This is a genomic window from Lactobacillus sp. ESL0681 (assembly GCF_029392835.1).
In the GTDB taxonomy this organism is placed as follows: Bacteria; Bacillota; Bacilli; order Lactobacillales; family Lactobacillaceae; genus Lactobacillus.
In genome coordinates this window covers 1093547-1119073 of record NZ_CP113943.1, presented here as the reverse complement: position 1 = coordinate 1119073, position 25527 = coordinate 1093547, and the positions used below count along the sequence as shown (strand labels likewise).

Annotated in this window: 21 protein-coding genes; 15 read left to right on the top strand and 6 right to left on the bottom strand. The window is 34.8% G+C overall.

The genetic code is table 11. The annotated features are described in order from the left end of the window. Nucleotides 1-2 precede the first annotated feature (2 nt). Nucleotides 3-452, top strand: coding sequence for a GNAT family N-acetyltransferase (locus OZX59_RS05370; RefSeq protein ID WP_277125001.1), 450 nt, complete (start codon nucleotides 3-5; stop codon nucleotides 450-452). A gap of 14 nt (nucleotides 453-466) precedes the next feature. Here the strand turns inward: OZX59_RS05370 and OZX59_RS05365 are convergent, their stop codons facing one another. Then, nucleotides 467-1033 (bottom strand): SGNH/GDSL hydrolase family protein, encoded by a 567-nt coding sequence (locus OZX59_RS05365; protein WP_277124999.1) that lies wholly within the window; start codon nucleotides 1031-1033, stop codon nucleotides 467-469. Nucleotides 1034-1107: 74 nt separating this feature from the next. On the opposite strand from OZX59_RS05365, the gene coaA reads away from it, so the two are divergent. Continuing rightward, on the top strand, nucleotides 1108-2022 hold the full coding sequence (gene coaA, locus OZX59_RS05360) for a type I pantothenate kinase (RefSeq protein ID WP_277124997.1): 915 nt from the start codon (nucleotides 1108-1110) through the stop codon (nucleotides 2020-2022). Between the two features lie 123 nt (nucleotides 2023-2145). Further along, nucleotides 2146-2718: an elongation factor P gene (gene efp / locus OZX59_RS05355; protein WP_277124994.1), complete on the top strand. Its 573-nt coding sequence runs from the start codon at nucleotides 2146-2148 to the stop codon at nucleotides 2716-2718. Nucleotides 2719-2796: 78 nt separating this feature from the next. Here efp and OZX59_RS05350 read toward each other — a convergent pair whose 3' ends face one another. From OZX59_RS05350 to OZX59_RS05340, 3 genes are all read right to left on the bottom strand, one after another. Beyond that, nucleotides 2797-3762: a Gfo/Idh/MocA family oxidoreductase gene (locus tag OZX59_RS05350; RefSeq protein WP_277124992.1), complete on the bottom strand. Its 966-nt coding sequence runs from the start codon at nucleotides 3760-3762 to the stop codon at nucleotides 2797-2799. 48 nt (nucleotides 3763-3810) lie between these two features. Further along, entirely contained in the window at nucleotides 3811-4590 is a 780-nt protein-coding gene (locus tag OZX59_RS05345; RefSeq protein WP_277124990.1) for a hypothetical protein, read from the bottom strand. Between the two features lie 185 nt (nucleotides 4591-4775). After that, nucleotides 4776-5573 (bottom strand): DUF6612 family protein, encoded by a 798-nt coding sequence (locus OZX59_RS05340; RefSeq protein WP_277124988.1) that lies wholly within the window; start codon nucleotides 5571-5573, stop codon nucleotides 4776-4778. A 161-nt stretch (nucleotides 5574-5734) separates the two neighbouring features. On the opposite strand from OZX59_RS05340, the gene OZX59_RS05335 reads away from it, so the two are divergent. Beyond that, nucleotides 5735-6427, top strand: coding sequence for a 2,3-diphosphoglycerate-dependent phosphoglycerate mutase (locus tag OZX59_RS05335; RefSeq protein WP_277124986.1), 693 nt, complete (start codon nucleotides 5735-5737; stop codon nucleotides 6425-6427). A gap of 185 nt (nucleotides 6428-6612) precedes the next feature. On the opposite strand, the gene OZX59_RS05330 is transcribed toward OZX59_RS05335, so the two are convergent. Beyond that, on the bottom strand, nucleotides 6613-7806 hold the full coding sequence (locus tag OZX59_RS05330; protein WP_277124984.1) for an MFS transporter: 1194 nt from the start codon (nucleotides 7804-7806) through the stop codon (nucleotides 6613-6615). After that, nucleotides 7799-9298: an FAD-dependent oxidoreductase gene (locus OZX59_RS05325; protein WP_277124982.1), complete on the bottom strand. Its 1500-nt coding sequence runs from the start codon at nucleotides 9296-9298 to the stop codon at nucleotides 7799-7801. The genes OZX59_RS05330 and OZX59_RS05325 overlap by 8 nt, the downstream gene beginning before the upstream one ends. Nucleotides 9299-9544: 246 nt before the next feature. On the opposite strand from OZX59_RS05325, the gene OZX59_RS05320 reads away from it, so the two are divergent. The 11 genes from OZX59_RS05320 to OZX59_RS05270 all read left to right on the top strand — a co-directional run bounded on the left by OZX59_RS05320 (nucleotide 9545) and on the right by OZX59_RS05270 (nucleotide 25518). Beyond that, nucleotides 9545-10414, top strand: coding sequence for a helix-turn-helix transcriptional regulator (locus OZX59_RS05320; protein WP_277124980.1), 870 nt, complete (start codon nucleotides 9545-9547; stop codon nucleotides 10412-10414). A gap of 213 nt (nucleotides 10415-10627) precedes the next feature. Continuing rightward, a complete protein-coding gene (locus tag OZX59_RS05315) occupies nucleotides 10628-12424 on the top strand; it encodes an FAD-dependent oxidoreductase (protein WP_277124979.1) in 1797 nt (598 codons plus the stop codon). A 254-nt stretch (nucleotides 12425-12678) separates the two neighbouring features. Next, nucleotides 12679-13128, top strand: a complete 450-nt coding sequence (locus OZX59_RS05310) for a fructose PTS transporter subunit IIA (RefSeq protein ID WP_277124977.1) — start codon at nucleotides 12679-12681, stop codon at nucleotides 13126-13128. A 5-nt stretch (nucleotides 13129-13133) separates the two neighbouring features. Further along, nucleotides 13134-13451: a PTS fructose transporter subunit IIB gene (locus OZX59_RS05305; protein WP_277124975.1), complete on the top strand. Its 318-nt coding sequence runs from the start codon at nucleotides 13134-13136 to the stop codon at nucleotides 13449-13451. Nucleotides 13452-13454: 3 nt separating this feature from the next. After that, complete coding sequence (locus tag OZX59_RS05300; RefSeq protein WP_277124973.1) at nucleotides 13455-14552, top strand: PTS fructose transporter subunit IIC; 1098 nt, start codon at nucleotides 13455-13457, stop codon at nucleotides 14550-14552. Between the two features lie 73 nt (nucleotides 14553-14625). Next, on the top strand, nucleotides 14626-17292 hold the full coding sequence (locus OZX59_RS05295; protein ID WP_277124971.1) for a glycoside hydrolase family 38 C-terminal domain-containing protein: 2667 nt from the start codon (nucleotides 14626-14628) through the stop codon (nucleotides 17290-17292). 8 nt (nucleotides 17293-17300) lie between these two features. Further along, on the top strand, nucleotides 17301-19922 hold the full coding sequence (locus tag OZX59_RS05290) for a glycoside hydrolase family 38 C-terminal domain-containing protein (protein WP_277124969.1): 2622 nt from the start codon (nucleotides 17301-17303) through the stop codon (nucleotides 19920-19922). Between the two features lie 59 nt (nucleotides 19923-19981). Then, a complete protein-coding gene (locus tag OZX59_RS05285) occupies nucleotides 19982-21910 on the top strand; it encodes a PTS sugar transporter subunit IIA (RefSeq protein ID WP_277124967.1) in 1929 nt (642 codons plus the stop codon). A gap of 14 nt (nucleotides 21911-21924) precedes the next feature. Further along, nucleotides 21925-22803: an ROK family protein gene (locus tag OZX59_RS05280; RefSeq protein ID WP_277124965.1), complete on the top strand. Its 879-nt coding sequence runs from the start codon at nucleotides 21925-21927 to the stop codon at nucleotides 22801-22803. Between the two features lie 132 nt (nucleotides 22804-22935). Continuing rightward, nucleotides 22936-23847 (top strand): LysR family transcriptional regulator, encoded by a 912-nt coding sequence (locus tag OZX59_RS05275; RefSeq protein WP_277124963.1) that lies wholly within the window; start codon nucleotides 22936-22938, stop codon nucleotides 23845-23847. Nucleotides 23848-24033: 186 nt separating this feature from the next. After that, the gene (locus tag OZX59_RS05270; RefSeq protein ID WP_277124961.1) at nucleotides 24034-25518 is read left to right on the top strand and encodes an FAD-binding protein; all 1485 of its coding nucleotides are present in this window, start codon (nucleotides 24034-24036) and stop codon (nucleotides 25516-25518) included. Nucleotides 25519-25527: the final 9 nt, after the last annotated feature.

The following is a 25527-nucleotide window of genomic DNA, read 5'->3' as shown; positions in this document are numbered from 1 at the left end:
AAATGACAGGTAAAGAGCAATTTAAGTTTAAACGGATAGCTGAAATGACCGGACGGGAAATGTTCTGTGTTGCTAAATTACGGATTGATACATTTGTGACAGAACAAAAAATTACGGATCCTGAGCTTGACGATGATGACTTAATAGCGATTCAAGTTTATTTGTTAAATGATGATGAGAGTGCTGCCCAAGCAGTATGTCGCTTGTTTAAAGAAGATGGCAAGTGGATGTTAGGACGGGTTGCTGTTGCTCAAAAAGCACGCGGACAACATTTGGGAACCAAGATGTTAAGTCAAGTTCATGAATACCTGCAAAATAAGGGTGTTAATCGTTTATATTGTCATGCGCAAATGCAAGCTAAGCCGTTTTATGATTATTTAGGCTATCAAGCACAAGGTGAAGTATTTACAGAAGCTGGCGTGAAGCACATTATGATGTATTATGATTTATAAGTAAAAAAAGTCGCTTATTTAGCGGCTTTTTCTTTGACTGCGGTTGTAACCAAGCTAGTTAATAGTTCATTACCCTGGTCACTTAAATGTAGACCATCTTCTTGGAAATAAGTTGAGATATTACTTAATTGGCTGAACGCATCGTGCATATTAATAAAAGGGATATGATATTTGTTCGCAATGATTTGGGCAATTTGTTGATAATGTGCTGATTTCTGTTCGTCGTAGCATTGCATGATGTCTTTATTATATGGATCTTGGGATAATGGCCCGACTATAATTACTTTATTAGGGCCAATTTGGGTAACTATTTTTGTTAAATTGTCGGTATATTGGTTGCTAGGGATGCCCCAAGTTGCCATGTCATTGGTACCAAATTCGACTACGACAATATCTGCTGCTGAGTCAATTAAATTAACTCGCTTAAGCCCATCTGCAGTGGTTGCGCCGCTAAGAGAAACATTTTTAATTGCGAAGCTTGCCCCTAATTTAGTCTGTAAATTGTTAGTGACTAAATCGGTATCGTGTCCAGCTCGATAACCATTAAAAATTGAATCACCGAATAAAATAATCTCTGCCATTTTAGATATCCTTTCTGTTTTATTATTCTTATTTACCTTATAATAAAAGAAATAGAATTGAAGGGCAATTATAGATGAAGAATTATTTACAATTTGATCGGGATCAGTGGGCCTCTTTTTCGTCTGCTGATCAGGTTAAGATTACGGCAGATGAGTTGGCCAAAATTAAGTCACTGGGTGATGTGGTGGACTTAAACGATGTCCGTCAGATTTATGGTAGTTTGGTTAAGTATCTGCATTTGGCTTATGAAGAAAAACGCTCTTTACAACAAAAACAATGTGATTTCTTGCAGAAAAAGCTCAAGCCAGCACCATTTATCATCGGTATTTCAGGATCAGTAGCTGTTGGTAAGTCGACTACGGCAAGACTGGTGCAGTTATTGCTAAGTCGGACTTATCCGGAATTAAAAGTTCACTTAATGACTACCGATGGCTTTATCTATTCTAATCAAGAATTGAAGCGGCGTAATCTATTTGAGCGCAAAGGGTTTCCAGAAAGCTATGATATGCAGCTGCTCAATAACTTTTTGCAAGATGTTTTAAGTGGTAAAGCTGATATTGGTTATCCGATTTATTCTCAAGAACTTAGTGATATTGTACCTGGGCAATATGGTCATGTTCGTCAGCCCGATATCCTGATTATTGAAGGAATTAATACTTTGCAATTACCAACTAATGGGCAAATCGTTACTAGTGACTTTTTTGATTTTTCAATTTATATTGATGCGCCTGAAGAATTAATTGAGCAATGGTTTATGCAGCGGTTTGACCGAGTTTTGGAAATGAATAAGCATAATCCGCATAACTTTTATTACCAAATGGCCAATGGTCCGCGTCAAGATGCTTTACAACTGGCACAAGAGACATGGCAAATGGTTAATTTGGTTAACTTGCGAGAATATATTGCACCGACTAAGCAACGGGCGACACTAATTTTGCATAAAACTACGGGTCATTTAATCGATCAAATCTACCTCAGACACTTTTAATTTGTTATAATTATTGGTATGAATACGATTTATTTATTATTAATTAAAAAATTTGCTTTGCCTCCAGCGTGTTTTTAAACAGGTAAAATATTATTTCATTAAAATTATGAGGAGACAAAAGCAATGGTACAAGCAATTAATTTAAAAAAAGGTATGGTTTTTAATCAGGATGGTAAGCTGATTCGGGTGCTAAAGGCCAATCACCATAAGCCTGGCAAGGGTAATACTGTTATGCAAATGGACTTACGTAACATCGAAAGTGGCGCAGTAGTCCACAAGACGATGCGCCCAAGTGAAAAGGTTGATTTAGTCGATATTACCAAAAAGAAGGCACAATACCTTTATAATGAAGGTGACGTGTATACCTTCATGGATACAGAAACCTATGAGCAATATGAAGTATCTAGTGAACAACTTGGTGATGATAAACTTTATTTGATTCCTAATATTGAAGTACAATTGGAATTTGCTAATGATAGCAAGTTACTGGGGGTTGAATTACCATCAACAGTGGAAATGAAGGTTACGCAAACTGAGCCTGGCATTAAGGGAGCAACGGTTACTGGCTCTGGTAAGCCAGCTACTATGGAAACCGGATTAGTAGTACAAGTTCCTGACTTTGTTAAGGAAGGCGAGAACTTGATTATTAATACTGCTGAAGGTGAATATAAGTCACGTGCCGAAAGTAGCAAGTAACAGATAATTGAAGAAAGCAAAACAGGTTATTGGGCAATACTTGCTCAATAACCTGTTTTTATCTAATTAAGAATAAAATTATTGGACTGATGCTTTAGCGGCTGCTAAGACATCCATCACAGCAATACTGTGATCGTAAAGTTGATTGGCAGTTTCAGTATCATGATTATCAATAATGGTGACAAAGTCATTGAATTCGCTGGCCATTCGATGATCATACTGATTAAGCTTTACTCTCTTTGTTTCACCTTTTCTAAGCTCGACGGTAAAGCTATCAAGTACACCTGTGGAACCGTCAAAGTAAATAGAACCTTTTTCTCCTTCGATAAATGAGCGTGGAGTAGTATAACTATCTTTACTTGCGATTAAAACAGCCTGTTTATCTGGATAAGTTAGGTTCAAAATTCCCGAGGTGTCAATTCCTCTTTGCATAACGGGATAATATTGTACGTGGCTAGGTTTGCCAAAAAGACCGACAGCTAAATGAATATTATAAATATTTAGGTCGGTTAGAGTTCCACCGCCTTTAGCTGGATCGAAAACGGGGGCAATCTTACCTACTAAGAAATTATCGTAGCGACTAGAATATTGAGTATAGTTAAGTGAAATAATGTGAATGGGAGCAATTTTAGGGATTAGCTTTTTAATGGCCTTGTAATTCTCTAAATGAATATTAGTGATGGCTTCGACAATAATCACATCGTGTTCATCAGCGATTTGTTTTAATTCTTTGGCTTCAACAGTTGTTTCGGTATAAGGCTTTTCGCAGATTACATTTTTATCTGCCTCAATTGCTTGCTTGACTACCTCATAGTGCAAGGAGTTAGGCACTGCTACATAAACGGTGTCAACATTTGGATCATTAACTAGGCGGGTATTGTCTGTATAAACTTGCTTGATACCGTACTGCTTTGCTAAATCATGTCCAATTTGTTCACTACGCTTAGTAGTCGAAATAGCTGCTAATTCTAGGTTGTCAATTTGACCAGCGGTAGTCAAAAAGTCGTGGACAATATTGCCACTACCGATAATTCCTAATTTCATAATTAATCCCTCCATATTATTAAAAAAATCATCTTGATAATAGATTAGCTAATTGTTACCTGCATTAATTATATTGCTGGGAATTGTTAACTGATTGTAAGCACCGAGTTTGGTTAAATCGGCCTTTAAGTTGAGTGCTAATGACTTATTGTAGGTTGCTTTAGCCTGTAATTGACAACTAGTCAGTTTTTGTTGCTTGATGATCATTTTAACATTAACTTTTTGGACTTTGAGAGATTTGGCTAGTTGTTTATCATTTAAGTTAAGCCCTTTAGCAAAGCTAGTAATTAATTGTTTGGCTATCTTTTGGTTGGTAATATTGGCAGTAAGGGTATAAGTACTACCAGTGTGTTTCACTTTAGCCTGTTTAGTTAATTGCTTAGTAAAGTTTGCATTCGAGCCTAACTTTTTGGGAATATTTTTGATTTGAGCAAATTGTTGCTGTTCAGTTTGGGTTAAAGCTTTTGGTTCCCAAGCATTGTCCTGAAGTGTATAGCTCTGATTTTGCGCACTATCAATCCATTGGTTAACATTATTGTTGGTGGTCTTGCCATTATCGGCTTGGCTGTTACTTGAACTAATCAAGTGGATTACCATTGGGTTGCCACCAAAAATTCCAGTGGTCTGAAAATTGGCGGTGTTTTTATTGTATTTAAGTTTTAGATTAATATTAGCTTTTGCGCTAGTAACTTTACTTAAATCTTTTTTGGCAATCTTGATAACTTTATTCTTGGACAGTGCAGCAGCAACTGGTTGGCTGCTTGTTAAAGCAATGCTAGTTAAACCTAAGGTTGCTAGTGCAGCAATAATTAACTTTTTAAATTTCATGAGGAACTCCTTCGTATTTTTAATTTACTAAAAGTATATCATGATTAGGGTAAATATTGGGGGTAATCAGGTACGCAAGCAGTTTTATCAATTTGGTTAGTAATGAAATATCAAAAAAGCTATCCTACAGCTTTAGTGAAAGTTGTAGGATAGCTATTAAAATAGAGGACATTATTTAGAATAATCTATTTCTTTTTAGGCTTTGCTTTTGGTAACGGCTTGCCATTAAGTGCATTAGTTGGAATTTTAAGGAAGTCTTGGCTACCCATATTATTATAGCTTTGGCTAACTGTAAATTTCATTAATTTGCCAACTTTAAGATTGACATGGTAACTAAATGAAGTCATCTTTTGGTTCTTGACCACTAACTTGACAGTCATACTTTGAAATTTACCAGCCTTTTCTAACTGACGATAAACTTTTTGTTGTTTTGGACTCTGCGTATCAGTGATAAAGACTGGATCAACAGCTTGTTGCATGATCTTTTTATCTTTGAGATTAGCTGTTAGTATGTAGGTGTTGCCTTTACGCTTCATCTTGTAAGCATCAGTCAGCTTAGCTGGTGGATCAATTAGCATTTCATTGTGCATGATACTATCAAGCAGATCTGCATAGGTGTGACCAGTAACTTGGTCGAGCTTAGCTTTATACCAAGAACTTTGTCCATTAATGTATAAATGGTTTGAATGGTCGGCCCATTCTTCAGAAGTTTGGGTTTTGCCTTTACTAGTTGTTTGATAATTAATATGAAAAACAGTTGGATTTCCACCAAAAGTAGCTTTGGTACTAACCTTTTGTTTATCAGTATCGGTTCCCAAAATTACCGTTTGGGTAGCTTCACCACTCTTAAATGACTTTTGTGCTTTTTTAATAACTTGTGTTTTATTTAAAACTGGTTGACTTTGCTTTTCTTGTTTAGCACAACCACCAGCAAGTAGAGCCGTGGCTAGCCCAAGACTTAAGAATAACTTTTTGAATTTCATGATGATTAATTTTGCTCTTTTCTTTTATGAAATCTAATTATGTCTATTGTATCGTAAAAGCAAAATTTTAAAAACGATTTTTAATGGTTAACCCTATGAAAATAAAATGTAAATGTGTAAAATAGTAAGTGAAACATTTAATTTGCAAAAGGAGATATTTCATGTCGAAATTAGTTTTGATTCGTCACGGACAAAGTGAATGGAACCTTGAAAATAAATTTACTGGTTGGGTTGATGTCGACCTTTCAGAAAAGGGTGTTGAAGAAGCCAAAAATGCAGGTAAGTTGCTCAAGAAGCATGGCTTGGAATTTGACCAAGCCTATACTTCTGTTTTGACTCGGGCAATTAAGACTTTACATTATGCTCTAGCAGAAAGTGGACAACTTTGGGTACCAGAAACCAAGTCATGGCGTCTTAATGAACGTCATTACGGTGGTCTGCAAGGTTTAAACAAAAAGGCAACTGCTGACAAGTATGGTGATGAAAAGGTTCATATTTGGCGTCGTTCATACGATGTTTTACCACCAAAATTGGCTGATGATTCAGAGTACAGTCAAGTACATGACCGTCGTTATGCCGATCTTGACCCGAACATTATTCCACGGACTGAAAACCTAAAGGTCTGCTTGGGTCGAGTAATGCCATTCTGGGAAGACAAGATTGCTCCAGATTTATTAGCTGGTAAGAATGTCATTATTGCTGCTCATGGTAATTCATTGCGTGCTTTAACTAAGTACATTGAAAATATTTCTGATGAAGATATCATGAACTTAGAAATGAAGACTGGTGAACCAGTTGTTTATACTTTTGATGATCAATTGAAGGTAACTAATAAAGAAAAATTAGACGACTAAGCTGGTCTAATAGAAAGTCATTTCGGTATTAAGCCGAGATGGCTTTTTTAATTGGATAATCTTGAGGGATGTATCAATGATAATTCATGAAGTTAGTGGAAAAATGTTTCAAAGAAAAAATTCTGTTAATTAAATACTACGAAAGTATTTATAGATAACAGAATTTTTTGGATAATTTAATTTCTTTATTTTTGAGTATTAGATGCTGTTACTAAATTTTTCTGGAATTTTGATAAAAAACAAACAACAGCAATTGCAAGAGCTACTAAGCCACTGACAGAAAACACATTAAGTCCAATATTTTTAACTAATGCTACTAATGGATTAATTATAAAAGGGCTGACGATACCACCAATTGAATATATTGCAGTATAAATTCCTAAAGACATAGACACACTATTCTTATCAACAGAGATTGAAATTAAGTAAGGAAACTGTCCCATACCTACACTCATAGCTGCTCCAACAAAGAAGCTGCCTAGAAATGCTAAAAATAATGAATGACCAAGTCCCACTACTAAATAAGAAATACCATATAGAAGAAAAGCAAGAGCAATTGAAGAATATTTGAACTTACTTCCAATTTTTCCTACGATTAAACCGCATAGCATACCACCAATTAAAGAAACTGTTGATGTCATTGCTGCTTGAGATGTTGCTCCCAGTTTTTCTTGAACTATGAACAAAGAAATGTTGTTATTTAGTACATTGTTCAATAACATAAGTAAAAATCCCCATGCAGCGCAATAAAAGATATATTTATTTATTTTTATTTTAGAACTTACTTTAGTAGAAGTATCTTGCTCAACTTGTGGATGTAAAGGAATTAGCAAAATAGCAGTTAGTAAAATAAAGAATGAGAATAAGTAAATCCAATAATTGTTTATCCAGCCAATCTTTGCGGCTAACTGACCGCCACCCATAATAAAAATAATTCCGCCAATATTAGTAAATGTAGTGGTTAAGCCCATAGTGGATTCTTGCTCACTTATGGGTAGCATTTGTGAGATTAGTACTTGTGATAAATTAGTACAAGCACCTTGTCCTAGACCGACTAGGCAAGAACTAAGTAAAAGAACCATAAAATTCTCATGATAAATTAGTGGAATTAAACCACCAATTACCACTAAAATTATTGATGTCAAAGTTAAAGTTTTAAGGTTAAGCTTGCCAGCAGTGAGTTTTCCAACGATCAGTCCAGCAAGCATCATGAATAAATTCGGTAAAGAGGTTAGCATTTGAACACTAGTATTATCCAAACTAAAATATTTGGCTATCGCCGCATATGATGGTGTTATTGCTAATGCTGCCATTCCCATGCAGCTAACGGCTAAGATACCAAGACGGGTTTTGGAAATGTAGGCTTTATTACTATTCATTTGTCTTACCTATTTTATTAGCATAAATGGCAGCATTTGTACCTGCTATTCGCCCAGAGGTCCAAGTAAAACCTGAGGCTAGACCTTCAAAGGCTGGATAACTATGGCCTTCATAGTAACCACCTGCATTGGCTCCACCAGTATAAAGACCAGGAATAGGTTTTAATTCTTTGTCCAAAACAGCCAAGTCTTCATCTACACGTACACCGCCAACGGTACCAAGATATGTTGCTTGAGCAATAAAGGCATAGAATGGTCCCTTTTTAATTGAATAAAGTAAAGATTTAGCTGATTTAGAAAATTCTTGATCATTTTTATTTTCAATAGCCAGATTATATTTAGTGACTGAATCTTTAAATGCTTCTTTATTAAGGCCAGCATTTTCTGCAAGTTCATCCAATGTTTGACCAGTAAAGGCTGTTTTGCCAGCAACGGCGTCATTGGCTAGTTGTGTAAAGTCACCACTATCTGTGGTTGCACCTGGACCAGCTTGTGAAACCTCTTCTAGATTTTTGTTTTTAGTAAAAGTATCTAATGTATTTTGATCAACAATGAAGAAATAGATTCCACCTTGTGACCAAGCTGCATTAGCCCATTCAACTGTGTCATAGACTACATCTTCATTAGCAAAACGAACACCTTTTTTATTTACCCATAATTGTGGTGTTAGTAGTAGCTGTGTTAACGGATTAGATGAGAATCCCGCTAAATGTTTAGTTGAGCTATTTTGAGTAACTGTCGATTTGGCTAATTGTGAAGCATGGATTAAGGCATGACTGTCTATGTCGACACCTCCAGCTTTAACCATTGCGTCTATGCCTTCACCATTATTGGGTACGCCAAGCTTTCTTAATTTATTCGTATGCATTGTTTTAGATACTTTATTAAAATCGCCACCGTAACCGCCTGTAGCAACAACTACTGACTTTGCCTTTATAATGAGCTCTTGACTGTCTTTTTCTGCCTTAATTCCTGTAATCTGATTATTTTCTAGCAGCAAATCTTTCATTGATGTATTGAAAACAAATTTAACTCCAATGTTTTTCAAAGTTTCTTCAATCTTTTGATAACTTTTTTCTTTGTTTTGATACATATGATAAGATCCACCACGATAATTATCATTGCGATGAGCGAATTGAGTTGTCTTTGAAGTTGGATTTAATTTAATTTCCATACCCATTTTTTCAATCCAAGCCAAAGTGTCAGCAGAAGTATTTACGATTTTGGCAAGTAAAGCACCATTTGATAAGAAATGGTTGTATTCAGCTAGTTGAGCAATAGCTTCTTTAGTTGTTAATTTTAATCCAGCATCTCTTTGTTCTTGTGAGTCGATTGCAAAAAAGCCACTTGAGATTTTAGTGTTACCACCAATTTTATCTTGTTTTTCTATGATAATTACACTTGATCCTTGTTGTGCTGCAGCATAAGCAGCAGCTAAACCAGTACCACCCGCGCCTGCAACTAAAACATCAGTATTCATTATTTTTTCCATTTATGTTCTCCTAAAGTTATCAACAATTTCCATAATCATGATTAAAGTTTGTGATTTAAATCTTAATTATGATAATGCTTTAATTAATCGCTGTCATTTTTTGATTAAGAGATAATACAGATGGAGCTAAAACGAGAAAATTACTCATCCCGAAGTTCTTTTTATAAGTTTAAAGGTTAATAATTATCAATAAAATAGTTAAACATTGTTGCTACTTATCATTATTTCCATGTGATAATGATAACTATGATGAAAATTTTTAAAACTAAAATGCTGATTACTTTGCCGCTTAGATTAGAACAAACAAAACATAAAAATGCTAGTAAAATTTACATAATTGAATGCTTGACTGGTTGTATTTTAAATGTCGATGAAAAAGCAATTGTATTACATACAGGGGACCTTATTTTACTGTCTTCCTTTAAATCTATTTCTTTGGCTTCTCCCGATAGACAGATTGAAGTAGTAATTAGAACTTTTTTTGAAGAAATTGATTTACTAATGGCCAGACCGATTTTTATTGCTGGTGATAACTCACTGATTTCTGATTTTTTGCAGCATGATAATGAAGGCAGCACTTTTCTTATCTTTCGGCATTTGCAGTATTGTCACGGTTATTGTGACCAAATAGCAACTTTAGAGCAGAGTAATAGTGTAGATCGTTATCTTCACTATGAAATACAAATTTTAGTAATTGCTTTACTTACAGAACTATTACGTGTTCGGACAAAAAGCAATTCTGCTTCGGATTCTCATTTTCCCCGAACCAAAAATATTCGTTATACGTCAAAAGAAATGAAAGGTGGTGCAATTTTGAAATATATGGTAATGCATATTAAAACAGTCAATTTAGTAACTATTGCAAAGCATTTTAATTATCAGCCAAATTACTTTTCAAAAATGTTTAGAGAGATTTTTTCACAAAGTTTCTCTGATAAGTTAGGCGAAACAAAAATTGAAATGGGGAAAAAATTATTGTCGCTTACTAATAAATCCATTCATGATATTAGTGAAGAGCTTGGATACAAAAGCACAACTTCTTTTAGCAGAAATTTTAAAAAGCGTACAAAAATTAATCCAAGTCAATATAGAAGCTTTTTTTCTAAGAATAAATAAGAGTATGACATTTTTAATAATGAAATACACTGATAATTCAAATATAAGATAGGCAATATAATCTTTAATAAAGATATGAGTAAAGAGTGTAGTAATATTTATTGAAACAAGCTTTTAATTAATGGTAGCGTTTTTTAAAAAGCACTTTCATATTTTATTAAAAGTGATAAAATTAACTTGTTAATTTAAAGTAGTTTTTAGCGGAGAAAAATAATGAATTATACTAAAGATATTAACTGGGCAGCCAGTTATGATGTAATTGTTTTAGGCTTTGGTGGTGCAGGTGCGACAGCAGCACGCTTTGCAGCTGATAAAGGTACAAAAGTAATGTTGGTTGACTCAGCTCCTGAAGGACACGAAGGCGGTAATACTCGTTATTCAGCTCAATTAATTGGAACTGGAACTGATTTTGCTAAGTCAAAGCAATATTATCAGAATTTAACGGCACCAATGAATCTTGATGAAGATATGATTGCTACTATGGTCAACGGCATGGTTGAGATGCCGCAATATATTGAAAAATACTTAGATGTTGAGCCATGTAGTGTTAAAGAATATTTACCGCAAATGAAGAGTGCCTATCAAGAATATCCAGAATATGCTGGCTCAGAGGACTACGATTTTACTACAGTGCACCAAGGTTTATTTGATGCAGCTTTGTGGCAAAACCTAAAGGATCAAGTGGTTAAGCGCCAAGATCAAATTGACGTATTTTATAACACGCCAGCGCGAGAATTAATCCAAGACCCTGAAACTAAAGCTATTTTGGGTGTCGTAATTGAACGCGATCATAATTTGCTTAATATCAAGGCCAAGAATGGTGTGGTCATGGCAACTGGTGGTTTTGAAAATAATCAGGAAATGGTAGAAGACTTTTTAGGAGCTAAAAAGTTAGCGCCATTAGGCACCCTTTATAATCAAGGTGCTGGGGTTACAATGGCCCAAGAAGTTGGTGCTGATTTTTGGCATATGGCTAACTTTGAATCATTAGGCTTATTGCACGGAATGTCATTTTATGTTGCAGATGGACAGCGGGGCCGCTTGATGATTGGCGAGCAGAACCAGGCTGTTGCACACGGTAGTTCATTTGTAGTTGGTGATGACGGTACTAGATACTTCAATGAAGCTGAAGAAAATCGCCACGGTCATATTAAGAACCATGGTCAATGGAAAGTTCCACTAAATCAAGAGCACCCATACTTGATTTTTGATGAAACTAAATATCAAGAATTGATGGCTGATGAGATTATTGGACAATACAAGCCATTTACTGAAAATGTAGTTAAAGCAGATTCAATTTCAGATTTAGCAACTAAGATTGGTGTAGATTCAGCAGTTCTTGAAACTACTTTAAGTCGCTTTAATCAGGCAGCTGAAACCCAAAATGATGCAGAATATCACCGTGATCCGAAGACTTTACGTCAATTCGCTGGGGAGAATGTGTATGCTGTCCGGTTGGCACAAACTGTTTTGAACACGCAAGGTGGACCAAGACGTAATCCTAAAGCTGAAGTTTTGGACACTAAAGGTGAACCGATCCCTCATTTGTATTCTGCTGGTGAACTTGGCGGAATTTGTGCTAATCAGTACCAAGGCGGTGGTAATTTAGCTGAATGTTTGATTTTTGGTAAAATTGCTGGTGAAATGGCAGCTGAAACTAAGGCAGCGATTGTCAGTGAAAAACCGGCTGCATCTGCCAATGCAGATTTAACCTCTGATCTTAAAGAAGAGCAATATGCTACTGGGGCAAATCAATATATTGGTAAGTCTAAGCAGGGTATGGGTGATGAGCTAGTTGTCAGAGTAACTACACCTAATGGCAAGGATATCGAACAAGTAGAAGTTTTAAAGCAAGCTGAATCTGACGATTACGGCTTGAAGGCTGTTAAAGAGCTGCCAACTGCAATGGTTAAAGAGAACACAGTTGACGTTGATGCTGTTTCTGGAGCGTCTAGCACTAGTCGCGGCTTAAAGGATGCGGTGAAAGACGCGCTGAATAAAGCAAAGTAATAATTGTTTAAATTATTTAGGCTAAGAAGGTCTCAATTATCTTAATTGATAGTTGAGGCCTTTTTTGTTGTTCATCTGTAAATAAAGTTTAAAGGATGAAAAAGCGATTTAGCTTATAGAGCCTTGGTAACTTACAGCATATTTTAAAATATGTATTTTCCAACTTAATTGGAAATATTACCTAATTACAAAGTCTTTAACGGGTATTATGATTAATAATGTAATCGATTTCAAAAACTAGGAGTGAATAATTAATGAATTTTTCCGCGGATGATATTTTTTTAGAAGTAAATGTAGCAAGTGTTACTGCTTTTTTAACTTATGCTGCTGAAGCTGCAGTTAATGCGGGATTTACCATGGATCCTAAGGAACTGAATAATAGTTTTTTAGAAAGAGAGCAGGAATTTTCGACTGGACTAGAAGATGGTTTTGCAATACCACATGCTAAATCTGTGGTAATTAAAAAAACTGGTTTCTTATATTTCAGATTAAAAAATCCACTTGATTGGCCAACATATGATCATAAGCCAGTAACAGATGTTTTTGCCTTAATGGTTCCGCCAGAAAATGCGGGTAATACTCACCTAAAGATGTTAGCAAATTTATCAACAGCTTTGCTTGAGGAAGATTTTAAAGTAAAACTGCGGACATTAACTTCTAAAACAAAAATAGCAGATTTTATTAATCAAAAGATTGGAGAATAAAAATTATGAATGTAGTCGGAGTTTCAGCTTGTCCAGCAGGCTTAGCACATACACCAATGGCTGCTAAAGCCTTAGAAAAAGCAGGTAAAGAGCTTGATTGGAATGTAAAGATTGAACAACAAGGAATGATGGGACCAGTTAATACGATCACCCAGACAGAAGCAGATAAAGCAGATTTTGTCTTAATTGCTTCTGACCAAAAAATTACTAGTATGGAACGCTTTGAAGGTAAACCTGTAATTCGGGTTGACATTAATACATGTATTCAGGCACCAAAAGCTGTCTTAAAAAAATGTGCTACAGCAATTAAAAAGGAGGATTAGAAATTGAAACGAATTTTGAAGGAATGGGAAGGCGCTATTATGAGTGGAATCTCGTATATGATTCCAACAGTAATAGGTGGTGCCTTGATTGTTGGGATACCGCAGTTGATTGGAATGTGTTTTGGTTATGGTGACTTGTCAAAATTTGCTAAAAGCACAGGTTTCTTCCATATGCTGTACCAAATTAATTCAGTTGGTTGGATTGGAATAGGTTTAGTAAACCTAGTAATAGGTGGTTACATTGCTTATGCACTGGGTGATAAAGCAGCGCTTGGGGCTGGCTTCATTGGTGGACAATTAGCGACCAATAATAACTTGGGATTTCTAGGTGCAATTGCTGCTGGGCTCATTGCAGGATATGTAACACGTTGGTGTAAAAAGATTAAAGTACCTGAAAAATGGAATTCCGCAATTGAATTAATCGTTATGCCATTATTGACTGTGGGTGCTGTCGCGGTGTTTGTTGGAGTAATTTTAACACCACCGTTAGCGTGGATTAATTCTGGATTAACTGCTTGGGTTAAGTACATGATTAATCAAAAAACCAATGCAATTTTGCTTGCTGCTATTATGGGTGGCATGATTGGTGTTGATCTTGGTGGTCCAGTTAACAAGGCAGCATGGGGTGTAGGAAACTTCTTTATGATTGAGGGAATATATAAACCATGTCTGTATACCAATATTGCTATTTGTGCTATTCCAATGGGCTACGCAATTATGAGTTTTATGTGGCCTAAAAAACGTTTTTCGGCTGAATTATTGGAAATGGGTCACAATAACTTGATTATGGGGACTTTTGGTATTACGGAAGGTGCGATTCCATTTATGATGAAGGCACCGCAACTGATTATAGTTAATGTGATAGGTGGTGCTTTAGGTTCTGCTACGGCTGCCTTTTTGGGTGTAGGTTCACACGTACCACCACTTGGCGGCTTACCAGGAATCTTAACAGCTGATAATGTTTTTGCTTATATTGCTGGAATCCTTGTTTGTGCTTTATTTATCGCAGTAGTTGCTCCACTAATTGCAGATTTTACTGATAAAGATGCAACAGGCGAAGAAAATGTTAATGAAGATGATATTCAATTGAATATTCAATAACAAGTGAGTGAAGACTATAGTTTTGAAGTTGATCAAGATTTTAAACTATAGCCTTTTTATAAGGAGCAAAAAATTGGTTAAGCAAGTCTACATTGTTCCCCATACACATTGGGATAGAGAGTGGTTCTTTTCTGCTGCTAAGGCGAAAGTGTATTTACTAAAAGACTTAAAAGATGTGATTAATTTACTGGAAAATAACGAGGATTACAAATGTTTTTTATTAGATGGACAAGCCTCTTTAATAGTTGATTATTTGCATTGGCGTCCGCAAGACATGGATCGAGTTAAAAAACTGGTTCAGACAAATAAGTTGAACATTGGTCCATGGTATACCCAAACTGACCAATATTTGGTTTCAGGTGAAAGTATAGTAAATAATTTGCTCATTGGTATGCAGAAAAGTGAGCGATTAGGTGGATATCTGAATGTAGCGTATGTGCCAGACTCCTTTGGTCAAGAGTCTAGTATGCCGCAAATATATCAAGATTTAGGTATAACTGATGCAGTCCTTTATCGTGGCTTTTCAACTGATAATGTCAAAAAATCAGAGTTTATTTGGCAAGGTGAAGATGGTTCTAAGATCAATGTTTACCGGATGGCAGCTGGCTATTTTGTAGGAGGAGTAATCGATGAGACCAAGTTGAAAGAGATTATGGAGCGAGAACCATTTAAAATAATACCTGAGCAGGCAACAACTAATAATTTATTGTTACCTAATGGCTCAGATATGGCGCCAATTCGCTTCGATTTACCTAGCTTTGTTGATAAGCTTAATAAAAGCAACAGTAAGTATCAGTTTAAAATTTCTACAATAATGGATTATATTAACGCTGTTAAAGCTGATGATCCTAATCTAGTCGTTTTAAGCGGAGAGCAAGATTGTGGTCGAGATATGCGGGTTCATAAATCGATATATTCTTCTAGGGCAGATATAAAAAAATATAATACTAAGTTGCAATATTATTTAAGTAATATCATGGAACCGCTGCTTGTAATGGGAGACTACTTTGATTTGGAATATCCGAGAGCTGCTGTACAGGATATTTGGAAGAAAATGTTCGAGAATGCTGCCCACGATTCAATGGGAAATTGTGTTTCTGATGCTGTCAATGAAGATATTAAATTGCGATATAAACAAGTAGCTGATATCGCAACAGGGTTAGTTGATATTACGCTGCGCCAAATTGCAACTAAGATTAGCAACAATGATAATCCCATTACTCTGACGGTATTTAATACTTTGCCCTTTGTAAGAAATGATGTTGTTAACAAGACACTGTACTCACCAAGTAGGAATTTTAAACTACAAGCTAATGATGGTAGTGAAATATCATATGAAGTTAATTCTATTAAAGATGTAACGGAGTTGATTTTAGGTTCAACAATTCAGCTAGATCCTGGAAGGGAGATTTATTATCCCAAAAAAGTATATGAAATTAATATAGATCTTTATTTAACTAATATTCCCGCTTTTGGTTATAGGCAGTGCTATCTATTGCCATTGGAAGATAGTATTTTAGGGCTTAATAAACCTAAAAAAGATAGTGTAATTGAGAATGACTTTTATAAGATTAAGGCTAATCAAGACGGTAGTTTGGATATTTTAGATAAATTAAATAACTATAATTATCGAAATCAAGCGATTATAGAAGAAAATGGTGATGATGGTGATTCCTACAACTATTCACCGCCTGAGGATGATCTGGTTATTTATTCAACTGAACAAGAAAATCGAATTAGGACTTATTCCAACAAATTAAGAAGTAAAATAATTATTTGCTTTGACTTTAAAGTTCCAAGTAATTTACAAAAACGAGCTAAAAAGATAACTGATGTTAGTATGCCTGTCAAATTAGAAGTTAGTTTAAACCAGTCGTCTAAAATTATTAATTTTAAAATCGATATTGATAATAGATGGGCAAAAAGTCATCGCTTATGTGTGAACTTTGATAGTCAAATCATGACTAAAGTTAGTATTGCTGATATTCAATTTGGTAGTATCAAACGCCCCTTGGTTAAAGAGCGTGAATTGGCTGAATGGAGCAAGTCACCAGATAATTGGCAGGAAAGACCTATTTCCATCAACACTATGCAAAGTTTTGTTGCTTTGTCACAAAAGACCCGGTGTATGGGGGTTGTATCAAATGGTGTTAGAGAATATGAATGTGTTGGTATTGATAATCGAGTTATTAGATTAACTATTTTTAGAACGTATGGAATGCTTGGGAAGAGAGACTTATTATATCGCCCAGGGCGTGCTTCGGGCGATGAAACGGTACCAACTCCTGCAGCCCAATTAAATAAAAAACTATCATTTGATTTTGCCTTAATTCTTGAACAAACAGAATATGATCAGACTGATTTAGCAAATATTGTAAAAGAGTTCGAAACTCCGTTGCTAGTTTACGAGTATGCGGAATTTTTAAATGGTAGGCTAACTTTTCCGTTTAATCCAGTTTCTCGTTCATATGAACAGGAATTTAGTTTATTTAAAACCGATGGAAATTTGACTATTAGTACGATTGAAAAGAGTCAACAGGGCGCAGGATATATTGTCAGATTATATAATCCACTGTTTCATGTTGTAACTGATCGCATGATATTTGCTAAGCATCCTAAATTGGTTCAACTAGTTAACTTGAAAGGAAACAAGATTAAGGATTTGACGATTAAAGCGAATATTGTAGAAATTCCACAAATAGAACATGCAAAGTTTGTAACAATTTATTTTGAAGTATAGGAGAAATTATGGTTAAAGCTTATTTTGTAAATCATACCCATTGGGATAGAGAATGGTATTTCACTACCCAAGATGCACAAGTGCTGAGTGACCAATTGTTTACGCAAGTGCTTGATGAATTGGAGGAACATCCAGAAGCTAATTTTACTTTAGACGGTCAAATGTCGATTATTGACGATTATGTTGAAATTCATCCGGAAGCTAAGAGTAGAATTCATAACTTAGTAGAGCGTAAGCAGCTGTTTATTGGACCATGGTATACGCAGACTGATGCACTAATACCAAATGCGGAATCGTTAGTAAGAAACTTAATAATTGGGATATTAGATGCGAAGGAAAACTTTGGTGAACCAATGATGTTAGGATATTTGCCTGATACTTTTGGTTTTAATGCGAATTTACCAATGATTTTGAATCAAGTCGGGATTCATGACTTTTTATCTTGGCGCGGTACCAATTTTAAGAGACAGGCTAACTCAGTTTACTTTAAGTGGAAAGCATTAGGTGGCAAAGCTGTTTTTGCAGCGAATTTTCCTTTGGGATATTATACGGGTCAAATAGACTTAGAGTCTAAGAATAATTTACAGGATTTTGTAAAAAACAGATTAGACCAAGGGATTGAATTTGAAGCTCTAAATGGTCATAATGCTGAAGTCTTGGTACCTTCAGGGATTGATCAAATGAATATTATTCATAACATTTCTGAAACCATAACTGAGGTTAATAAGTATTCTAAAAATGAGCTAGTTATTAGTACTTATCCAGAATTTATGGCTAAATTACATCAAAAAGATTTACCGGAATATCAGGGTGAATTAAGATATCCAACCTACTCAAGAGTTCATCGCACTATTTCATCAGTTAGGTCAAGAAACAAGCGCAATAATTTTAAACTTGAACAAATAATTACTCGTCGGTTAGAACCATTAATGGTAATTGCGAAGTTTGCTAAAGTGCCCATATCTAACGGAATAGTGATTAAACTATGGAAGTTATTATTTAATGTGCAACCACATGATACGTTGGGTGGGAGTGTTACAGACAATGTGGCAGAAGATATTAATCATCGATTTAAGCAAGCGTTCGAAATTGCAGATGGTGTTGAAAATTATATTAAGAAACGAATAGCTCAAAGTTTGGCCTTATCAGATCATGATGTAATGGTCTTTAATACTGATCCTTATGAATTTAATGGTCGTAAGATAGTTGAAATAATAAGTTCTAGTGAGAATGTTTGTTTTCCTAAAGAATATGATGCGGTTATAGTAGCTAAAGAAGAGGTTCCGCCTCGTCCGCATATAATGCAACTAACGCCAAATGGTTATGAATTTAAGGATGAACCAGGTTACTTTAAGCTAAAAGTCAGTTTGTCAATAACGATGGCAGGATTAGGCTATCGGGTGATTCATTTTGAAGATAGTGAATCGTCAATGCCAGCACTAGAGCAAGTGCAGGGAGACTCGATTTCTAACGACAACGTTAAGCTTATTTTTAAAGATGGAAAATTCAAGTTAATAAATAAAAATCAAGTATTTACAGATATTATAAGTATCTATGATCAAGCCAATGATGGTGATACATATGACTTTTCTCCTTTAATCGATGATAGTGAAATGCGGTTGCCATGGAATGGTAAGCTTAAAAAGACTAGTTCAGCAGATATTGAGCAATTGGTCTTATCAGGTGAATGGCAAATTCCAGCTACTTTAGCTGATAGGGTAAAACAGTCGGATAAAGATATGGCTGTGATTAAATATAAACTAGTTTTAAGTTTAAGCTCAACAGCTAAAATTGTCGCAGCAAAGTTAAAGATTGATAACCAGGCTTTTTCACATCGGCTGCGACTTAGGCTTAAAACGGGAATTAATACTGAATTTGTTCATGCCCAAATTCAAGGTGGTTTTACTAAAACTAAGAATATTCCTATTGCTGATAATTGGAATGATGAATTTGTTGAAAAGCCAGTAAATATCTATATTTTTGATCGTTATGTTGGCTTAAAAGATGCCGAAAATGGTTTGTACTTTTTGGGTAAAGGTCAAAAAGAGTATGAGCGAGTCGATGATGCTCTCTATATAACTTTAATGGCAACAACTGGAGAACTTGGTAAACCAGATTTATTATGGCGCCCGGGTAGAGCATCAGGGGATACGACTTCTGTTGGGCATGTGATGATGCCGACTCCGATGGCGCAGGAAATTGGCATAAATGAATTTGAATTTGGGTTATATGCGCCGTGCGATGAAGAATTATCAGAAGATAAACTTTCTCAAGAAATGAATCATTGGTATTCACCTTCGGTTAGCTATCAAATGCAGCAATATAATTTATTCGTAAATCGCTTAGACAATAAGTTGTGGGATATTGAAAATCCAACTGGGGATTCACAGTTAGGTACGGATGAAACATGGTTAACAATTATTCCTGATGTTGAGGTATCAGCTCTATATCCTGCTTATACGCTCAAAGACCATTTAGTTTTACGTTTATCAAATATGACTGAGTTTGCAAAGGATATGTCTTATTTAAAGGATCAAGGATATATTCAAGTAGATGGCCTAGAGCAAACTGTAACTCAAAGCTTTAAGATACAGCCTTATGATATGATTACCATGATTAAAAAAATATAGAAGGTTAAATAGCTTAACTAGTTCTATTATTTTAATCGATTGAGAAGAGGTTGACTTGTATGGAACTTTCTCATAAAAGATTAGGCAATATCCTGAAAATTCTATTGAATGATTCTTCTAATAAATACTTTTCTGCTTCATTTTTAGCTCAAAACTTTGGTGTTAGTACCAGAACGATTAGAAATGATATCCAAGAATTAAATAAAGAGTTGGATAAATATAATGTGCAAATCAAGAATAAACGTATGGCAGGATTTTATATCGAAGGTGTCTCTAAACAAACTCGTAAAAAGTTACTGGATATCAGGCAGAGTAAATTGCCGGCGTCAAATTTTTTAGAGCGAATTCAAGAAATTGAACAATATTTGTTAGTTAATGATGTGGTAAACATTACCGAATTAACAGAGCAATTTTTTATCAGTGATAATACTTTTTTTAGTTATTTGGTAACAATTAAAAAGGAATTTTCAAAATTTGATTTAAAAATCTCTAAAAATCAGGATAATTATTTTGTGGAAGGTTCAGAACTAGCGAAAAGAAATTTTATAATTACTAGATTAATAAATAAAAAAGCCAATACCTATATTGTTGATTTTACAGAACAAGAAAAGACCATTTTTTATAATGTTGACTTAGAGTTGCTTAAGCAAATTGTTCATGGCTTTTTACGACATTATAATTATAAAATAACGGATATCAATGCTAAGAACATAATTTTGCATGTAGCATTAAGTATTTCTAGAGTTAAGTTAGGACATCATTTAGACTCAAGTAATATCTTAAAAATAGATCAAACAGTTTTAAATTCGTTGTTGGTCTTATCAAGAAAGATTGAAGAAAAGTTTCAAATAAAATTTAATCAAAATGAAGCAAATGATTTAATTTATCATTTTGCTATAAATTATCCTGAATGTGTGACAAATAGTAAATTTGATATTAGTAAAAGCATTGAAGAAGCGGTAACTACTTTTTTAACAAATATCAAAGTTAAATTTGCAATTGATTTGTTAAACGATCAAGAACTGCATGTTAATTTAATTCAACATTTAACAAATTTGGTTAAGATCAAAAAAATGAATGGTGACAGAAAGAATCCATTACTGAACGTGATCTTGTCTACTTTTCCTTATGCTTATGAAATGACGGTTTATGCGGCACCCGTCTTAGAAAATATGTTAAAGTTGCATCTTAATGATGATGAAGTATCTTTTATCACGCTTCATATTGGTGCTGCTGTTGAAAGACAAGGAGAATTATCTGCCAAGAAAAATGTTGCTTTGGTTTGTAGTACTGGGGCTTCTATGGCTGCCTTAATCAAGGCAAAGTTGCAAACGCAATTTAGTTCTTTTATCAATATTACAGGTACGTATACTTATGATGAATATTTAGAAGGTAGCGCTGCTAACAATGATTTTTTAATAGCTACTGTTCCATTAAATAACTCACCAATACCGGTAATAAAAATTGACTTGGCAAATTTTCATAATGATCTTATGCAATTGTCTGATTATTTAAAATCTTTGAATAATCCATATGGTGCAATTGATAAGTTATTTGATAGAAATAATATTTATTTGTTAGATGAGCAATTGACAAAGCGTCAACTACTAGATATGCTAATCAAAAATTTAGAGAGCCAAAAAGTTGTAACTAAAGATTATATGAAAAAAGTATATGAGAGAGAAAAAATGTATTCTACTGCAATTGGCGGTAAGATTGCCATTCCACATTCTCTAGGGTATGCCACAAAAAAATCTAAGGTTTCATTTGCAAGATTAAAAAGACCAATTCTTTGGGATGAGAACAATGAGGTAAAATATGTATTTTTACTAGCAATTTCAAGAGAAGATTATTTAAGTATTCAGAAGCTGTTTGATTTTATAGTTGATTTACAAGGAAATACAAGTTTTCGTCAAATTATTGATAGAAGTAAAAATCCGCAAGAGATTAAAGATGCTATTAGTATGTTAATCAAAACTAGTTATTAATTATGGAGGTAGATATGTTAATTGGGTCGATCGAAGCAGGAGGGACAAAGTTTGTTTGTGCAGTAGGTGATGAAGAATATCGGATTAAAGATGAAATTGTCTTGCCGACAACTATGCCTGAAGAAACACTTACGAAAGTTATAGATTATTTTAAAGGGTATAAGTTGGACTCTCTTAGTATTGCATCGTTTGGACCAATAGAAATTAGAAAGACGGCAGCTAATTATGGCTGCATTACTACTACACCTAAGGCAGGCTGGCAAAATGTTAATATTGTTAGCATTTTGCAAACAGCATTAGATATTCCGATATTTTTTACCACAGATGTAAATGGAGCGGCTTATGGTGAATACATTGCGTCTAAGTTATCTGAGACGCCAGTTAGTTCACTGGTTTATTACACTATCGGAACAGGAGTAGGTGGTGGAGCAATACTGGAAGGCAAAATTGTAGGTAGTTTGGGTCATTCAGAAATGGGGCATGTTTTTGTGAAAAGACATCCAGATGATATAGAGTTTCAAGGAATTTGTCCATATCACAATGATTGCTTAGAGGGCTTAGTTTCTGGGCCTACTTTTGAAGCTCGGCTTAGTCAAAAAGGTGCTAGTGTTTCTCTGGAAAATCATGTTTGGGATATTATGAGCTATTACGTTGCTCAAGCTGCGATGCAAACAACACTTATCCTACGTCCAGAAAAAATTGTTTTTGGCGGTGGTGTGACAAGTGAGCCATTTTTGAAAAAAGTCAGAAAAGATTTAAATGCTATGCTTAATGGTTATGTAGAGATGCCCAACTTGGACAAATATATTACGATGCCGATGTTTGCAAATAATAAATCTGCTACTATTGGAAACTTTGCATTAGGAAAAAAGCTTATAAAAAGTAATAAATAGCATTGTACAAATAATCACAAGAGTAATATACTTAGTTTATAAGTATCCGCTTTTATAATTTAAAATTAAATCACATTAAAAGAAAAACTCTAATCCGATGTTGAATAATTCAATAATAATGGAGAGTTTAAAATGAATTTTACCCAATTAAAATGTTTCATCAAAGCAGTTGATAATTCTAGTTTTACAATAGCTGCTGAGAGGCTTAATTTTTCACAATCGGCAGTATCGAAAAACATTAAAGATTTAGAAAATACTGTTGGTGTAACTTTAATTAATCGTGCCCACCATCGTATTTCACTTACTAATGCTGGTAGATATTTTTATCATGTTGCCCGCAACGTAGTGGATGACATGGATTATACGGTTGCCTATTTGCAGAATCAAAAAAATAATACGGAAACTTTATTACGTGTTGGAGTTTGTGATACACCGTTAGAACAAAAAGTATTGCCAATCTTTTTACGAAAATTACGCAAATCAGATAGTGAATTAAATGTACAATTTGTTTTTGTCTTGAAGAATTCTATTGGTGAATTGCTTAATCATCATGTGGACGTTTGTATTATTGCTCGTGATGATGTAGATATTGTGCCGGATGTGCAATTTGAATCGTTAATTTCTGGACACTTTGTCGTAGCTTGTCCTGAGGATTCTGCTCTAGCTAAAAAAGAGTTAGTAACACTAAATGATCTTAGAGATGAAAATATCTTTTTAATTGATCCTAATAGTTCACTCAATGTACAAATCCAATATCAAAATTTATTAATTCAAGATATGGGAACGCAAAATGTCAAGTTTGTTCAAGATTATATGACAATGGATATTTATGTTAAAGCTGGCTGGGGATATGGCATCTTACCTAATTTTATTGCTGATTATCAAGCTAATGGAGCTAGCTATATTCCAGTTGATTATCATGAAATTTCACCATATGGAGTGGCATATATGGATTCATTCAATAATAAAGCTGTCTTAGAAAAGATTAGCAAAGCCTTGAAAAGTGCCATTAGAGAAGTTGTTCCTCTGAAAAATAAATCGTAGAAAATATAATAATTATTTTTAGCCTGTAATAGTTTACTAATTTAACTATTACGAGCTTTTTTTGTATCTAAATATTTTGTTTATTCCATTATGTAATCCTCAATTCTAAATTAAGTGCAAAGATTCACTTGAATAATAGTATTATGAAAGCGGATTAAGATAATTCTTTTTAGTGAGGGATTAAAGATGAAAGATACTTATGATGTGATAGTAGCAGGTGCTAGTAATGCTGGTGCCATGGCAGCGATGGCTGCCGCAGAAAATGGGGCTAAAGTTTTATTAATTGATAAAATGGCTAGCTCAAGATTTCTTTTTCGGTCTTTTTTTGCGGCTTTAGACAGTAATGCACAAAGAAGAGCTGGGATAAAGGTTGATAAAGCTAAACTAATAAATTTTTTAACATTGTTTTTTCAAGATAATGTTGATGAGCGGTTACTTTGGACATGGGCTAACCACACTGATGAAACAGCTAATTGGCTAGAAGACAATATTCTAAAGCCTAATGGCGGTATTTTAAAACCTCAAGTAGATGCAAATTATGAAACTGTAGTCAACACTGCTTTTAATACTGAATTAGCAGTAGCTACTCCAGATAATGATTGGGCACACTACGGTGATTGGATCATGGATAAACTCAAGGAACTTGGAGTTACTCTCAAGTACAACACCAAGCTGGAAGAGTTGATAACAGCTGATGATGGTAGTGTTACAGGAATTGTTGCTAGTGATCGTAATTCAGGTATTAAGACGGAATTTTATGCTAAAAAAGGTGTCATCATTTGTACAGGTGGTTATGGTGCTAACACTGAGCTAATGCAGAAGTGGGATCCACTAGGTTATAAGAAAAATGTCTATTCTGATAGTCCACGTGATGATGGGTCAGGTATTTTAGCAGGGTTAAAGGCTGGTGCTGCTCGAGATGAAGAACCAGCAGAAATTATCTTTGATCGTGGTGCAGTTCATGTTGGTACAGATGCAGAAAAGCACTATGTGGTTGACTATAAAGATCCGGGTTATTTTTGGATGGGAGCTTACCCATTACTCAAAGTTAATTTATATGGGGAACGTTTTGGCAACGAAAGTGTTCCGTACCAATTTGATATTAATGCGGCAGCTAAGCAACCAGGATATTTGGAGGCTGAAATTTGGTCAGGAGATACTATGGATCACCTAGCTCAATTTAAGACGCAAGGTTGTTCACGGTTAGGTTTTCCAGGAATTTATAACACTGAAGAAAATAAGGCTGAGGTTGAGCGCCGAATTGCGGATGGCATGATTCAAAAAGCAGATACAATTGCAGAATTGGCCCAGAAATTAAACTTACCAGGAGATAACTTAGTCGCTAGCGTTAGGACATACAACAAAATGTATGACCAAGGCATTGATACGGATTTTGGTAAAGAACAGTTTAGATTGTTCCCAATTAAAAAGGGACCATACTATGGTGTTATTATGGGTGGCCGTCTGCTAGCCACACTAGATGGTTTACGAATTAATACCAAAATGCAAGTCATTAATAAAAAAGGGCAGGCAATTCCACATCTTTATGCAGCAGGTAATGCTAGTGGAGGGTTCTTCTGGGGTAGTTATCCAGACAGAGTACCAGGACTTACTTGTAGTCATGCTCAAACATTCGGTCGATTAGCTGGGCAGTTTGCTAGTGAGAATTAATTTTATTTA

What these genes read in the sequence shown, in the direction of transcription:
- OZX59_RS05280 (WP_277124965.1), top strand. Translation starts at nt 21,925, where the DNA reads ATGTTAATTGGGTCGATCGAAGCAGGAGGGACAAAGTTTGTTTGTGCA.
- OZX59_RS05270 (WP_277124961.1), top strand. Translation starts at nt 24,034, where the DNA reads ATGAAAGATACTTATGATGTGATAGTAGCAGGTGCTAGTAATGCTGGT.
- OZX59_RS05310 (WP_277124977.1), top strand. Translation starts at nt 12,679, where the DNA reads ATGAATTTTTCCGCGGATGATATTTTTTTAGAAGTAAATGTAGCAAGT.
- OZX59_RS05350 (WP_277124992.1), bottom strand. Translation starts at nt 3,762, where the DNA reads ATGAAATTAGGAATTATCGGTAGTGGCAATATTGTCCACGACTTTTTG.
- OZX59_RS05315 (WP_277124979.1), top strand. Translation starts at nt 10,628, where the DNA reads ATGAATTATACTAAAGATATTAACTGGGCAGCCAGTTATGATGTAATT.
- OZX59_RS05370 (WP_277125001.1), top strand. Translation starts at nt 3, where the DNA reads ATGACAGGTAAAGAGCAATTTAAGTTTAAACGGATAGCTGAAATGACC.
- OZX59_RS05305 (WP_277124975.1), top strand. Translation starts at nt 13,134, where the DNA reads ATGAATGTAGTCGGAGTTTCAGCTTGTCCAGCAGGCTTAGCACATACA.
- OZX59_RS05335 (WP_277124986.1), top strand. Translation starts at nt 5,735, where the DNA reads ATGTCGAAATTAGTTTTGATTCGTCACGGACAAAGTGAATGGAACCTT.
- OZX59_RS05275 (WP_277124963.1), top strand. Translation starts at nt 22,936, where the DNA reads ATGAATTTTACCCAATTAAAATGTTTCATCAAAGCAGTTGATAATTCT.
- efp (WP_277124994.1), top strand. Translation starts at nt 2,146, where the DNA reads ATGGTACAAGCAATTAATTTAAAAAAAGGTATGGTTTTTAATCAGGAT.
- coaA (WP_277124997.1), top strand. Translation starts at nt 1,108, where the DNA reads ATGAAGAATTATTTACAATTTGATCGGGATCAGTGGGCCTCTTTTTCG.
- OZX59_RS05345 (WP_277124990.1), bottom strand. Translation starts at nt 4,590, where the DNA reads ATGAAATTTAAAAAGTTAATTATTGCTGCACTAGCAACCTTAGGTTTA.
- OZX59_RS05340 (WP_277124988.1), bottom strand. Translation starts at nt 5,573, where the DNA reads ATGAAATTCAAAAAGTTATTCTTAAGTCTTGGGCTAGCCACGGCTCTA.
- OZX59_RS05330 (WP_277124984.1), bottom strand. Translation starts at nt 7,806, where the DNA reads ATGAATAGTAATAAAGCCTACATTTCCAAAACCCGTCTTGGTATCTTA.
- OZX59_RS05320 (WP_277124980.1), top strand. Translation starts at nt 9,545, where the DNA reads ATGATGAAAATTTTTAAAACTAAAATGCTGATTACTTTGCCGCTTAGA.
- OZX59_RS05325 (WP_277124982.1), bottom strand. Translation starts at nt 9,298, where the DNA reads ATGGAAAAAATAATGAATACTGATGTTTTAGTTGCAGGCGCGGGTGGT.
- OZX59_RS05290 (WP_277124969.1), top strand. Translation starts at nt 17,301, where the DNA reads ATGGTTAAAGCTTATTTTGTAAATCATACCCATTGGGATAGAGAATGG.
- OZX59_RS05365 (WP_277124999.1), bottom strand. Translation starts at nt 1,033, where the DNA reads ATGGCAGAGATTATTTTATTCGGTGATTCAATTTTTAATGGTTATCGA.
- OZX59_RS05285 (WP_277124967.1), top strand. Translation starts at nt 19,982, where the DNA reads ATGGAACTTTCTCATAAAAGATTAGGCAATATCCTGAAAATTCTATTG.